At 70.0% G+C, this 2,737-nt stretch carries 4 protein-coding genes; 2 read left to right on the forward strand and 2 right to left on the reverse strand.

Annotated elements, in window-relative coordinates:
- On the forward strand, window positions 1–396 hold a 396-nt coding region (locus QN345_RS17780), incomplete at its 5' end, for an MFS transporter (protein ID WP_323508992.1).
- A gap of 19 nt (window positions 397–415) precedes the next feature.
- On the opposite strand, the gene QN345_RS17785 is transcribed toward QN345_RS17780, so the two are convergent.
- The gene (locus QN345_RS17785) at window positions 416–772 is read right to left on the reverse strand and encodes a YrdB family protein (protein ID WP_322137202.1); all 357 of its coding nucleotides are present in this window, start codon (window positions 770–772) and stop codon (window positions 416–418) included.
- Between the two features lie 180 nt (window positions 773–952).
- Complete coding sequence (gene purU, locus QN345_RS17790) at window positions 953–1,825, reverse strand: formyltetrahydrofolate deformylase (RefSeq protein ID WP_322140984.1); 873 nt, start codon at window positions 1,823–1,825, stop codon at window positions 953–955.
- A 156-nt stretch (window positions 1,826–1,981) separates the two neighbouring features.
- Here purU and QN345_RS17795 point away from each other — a divergent pair.
- A partial coding sequence (locus QN345_RS17795; protein ID WP_323508993.1) for an MFS transporter occupies window positions 1,982–2,737 on the forward strand: 756 nt, incomplete at its 3' end.

Here is a 2,737-nt window from a genome sequence, read left to right on the forward strand (position 1 = left end):
GCGCCCGCGGCCCGCTTCGTCGACACCGTCGGACGCCGCCCGGCGATCATCGGAGCCTGTCTGCTCGCCGCCGTGACCATCTTCGCGGTGCCGTTCGCGCCGAACATTGTGGTCCTCACGGTGCTGCTCTGCGTCTACGGCGTCGCGTCGGCGTTCCTCGGTACGGCTCCCGCCGCCGCGGTCGGCGACGCAGCGGGGGCAGGTGGCGGACGCCCGGTCGCGGTCTTCTCGATGTTCTCCGACTTCGGCGCGATCATCGGCCCGCTCGCGGCGGGCCTGCTCGCCGATTCCGTCTCGTACCCGGTCGCGTTCGGTGTCGGTGCGCTGTTCTTCCTCGCGACGAGCGCCCTCGCCCTGCGGATGCCGCGCGAGACTCGGGCGGTCCGTCCCGCCTGACCGCCCGGACGCGAGCGAGCTAGCGCAGCTCGGCGCGACCGGAGAGGACGCCGCTGACCGTCGCGACGACCGCGAAGACGCCGCCGATGATCGGCAGGCCCATGTCCCACCACGCGATCGCGGCGGCGCCGAACACCGCGATCTCGATGATCGCCTTGCCGAACGGGTCAAGCCGGAAGACGGCCTTCGGCGACCGGAACAAGGCCCAGAGGACGATCGCGAACGCGGGGGCGACGATGCCGACGAGCAGCGCGGGCCACGGGAACGGCCAGGTCGTGAAGCCCCAGACCGCGAGGGTGACGAACGCGAACAGTTCGAGCAGGAACCGCAGAACGTCGTTGAACCCGATCTTCGGCAGGGCACGGGAGTCAGTCACCCGCCCATCTTATCGATCGCGCGCCGCGGCATCCGGCGGCAGGGCCACGGGTGGCCTGGTGCCGAATTCAGGAGTTGAGCCCCAATCGGGCCGGATTAGGCCGGATTCTGCCCGGATTCGGGGCCAACTCCTGAATTCGGAACACCCCGGCGGGGTCTGGGGCCTGGCGGATGCCGGCGGCTACTTGAAGATGATCGTCCGGGCCCCGTCGAGCAGCACCCGGTGCTCGGCGAACCAGGTCACCGCCTGCGTGAGGGTGCGGCTCTCCTCGTCCTGGCCGATCGCGACGAGCTCGGCCGGCGTGCGGGAGTGGTCCACCCGGACCACGTTCTGCTCGATGATCGGTCCCTCGTCGAGGTCGCTCGTCACGAAGTGAGCCGTCGCCCCGATCAGCTTGACCCCGCGCGCGTGGGCCTGCTTGTACGGGTTCGCACCCTTGAACCCCGGCAGGAACGAGTGGTGGATGTTGATGGCCCGGCCCTCGAGGACCGCGCACAGTTCAGGGGACAGGATCTGCATGTACCGCGCGAGCACGACGAGCTCGATGTCGTTGTCCTCGATAGCCTCGATCACCCGGGCTTCGAAGGCGGCCTTGCTCGCGGCATCCGTGATGGGGAGCGATTCGAACGGCACCCCGTAGAAGCCGACGAGGTCGCGCAGGGTGCCGTGGTTGCTCAGCACCAGCGGGATCTCGATCGGCACCTGGCCGCCCCGGTGTCGGAAGAGCAGGTCGTTCACGCAGTTGCCCGCCGTCGAGGCGAGCACGAGGGTGCGGAGCGGGCGGCCGACGACGTCGATCACCGACGTCATCGCGTAGCGCTCGGCGACGGGTGCGAGCGCCGCCGTGAGCGCCTCGCGTGAGGCGGGAGTCTCGATCTGGAGTCGCATGAAGAACCGGCCGGTGTCGGCGCTCGTGAACTGCTGGCTCTCGGTGATGTTGCCGTGAGCCTGCACGATGGCGCCGCTCACGGCGTGGACGATGCCCGGCTGGTCGACGCAGACGAGGGCGATGACCCAGTGGTGGTGTGCGGGCAGCGGAGTGGAACTAGTCATCCGTCTAGGCTATCGGCTGCTGTCAGGCTGTCGGTTAGGCTGGATGCGGCCGGCACAAGCGACAGGCCCCGGGCGCGCACGCTGCGCGCACACGATCCGGCTGGCGCCGGCCCGGCCCCGCGCGGGCTGCAGGCCCAGCCCTCTGTGAGCACACCCATGTCCCTGACTTCGCCGATCGAGCTGCCCCGCTTCGATCCCGCCAACTCCGCCACCGCGCACTCCGACCGCCCCCGCACCGGCTCGGTCGCCTCGACGCCTCCTGCCCGCTTCCCGTGGATCGGGCTGCTCGCCCTCTCCGGTGCCGTGTTCCTCTCCGTCACCAGCGAGATGCTGCCGACCGGCCTGCTCCCGGAGATGAGCGGATCGCTCGGAGTGCCGCAGTCGCAGACGGGCCTGCTTGTGAGCTGGTTCGCGTTCACCGTCGTGCTCACGAGCACGCCGCTGGCCCTGCTCACGAAACGGCTGCCCCGGCACGGACTCATCGTGTTCGTGCTCCTCGTTTTCGCGCTCAGCAACGTGCTCACCGCGCTCGCCCCGAGCTACGAACTCGTCGTCGCCACCCGGGTGCTCGGCGGCCTCGCCCACGGCCTGTTCTGGGGCGTCGTCGGGGCGTACTCCGCCCACCTCGTGCCCAAGGAACAGATCGGTCGGGCGATCTCGATCACGATCTCCGGCGGCACCCTCGCCTTCGTCTTCGGCGTGCCGCTCGGGACGGCGGCCGGGCATGCGCTCGGCTGGCGGCTGTCCTTCGTGCTGCTCGCCGTGCTCATGCTCATCGGCGCGGCCCTCGTCTGGCGGTTCCTGCCGAAGGTCGAGCACTACGTCTCCCCGCCGCGCGGCGACCACAGCCCACGGCCCCATCACGATCTGGTACTCGAACAACGCGACCGAGATCGCCTGGGGCAAGCAGAT

Origin of the sequence: Cryobacterium sp. 10I1 (assembly GCF_035019805.1) — a bacterium.
Lineage (GTDB): Bacteria > Actinomycetota > Actinomycetes > Actinomycetales > Microbacteriaceae > Cryobacterium > Cryobacterium glucosi.

Bases quoted from the DNA above. Each gene is read 5' to 3' on its own strand.
- purU (WP_322140984.1), bottom strand. From the start codon at position 1,825: ATGACTAGTTCCACTCCGCTGCCCGCACACCACCACTGGGTCATCGCC.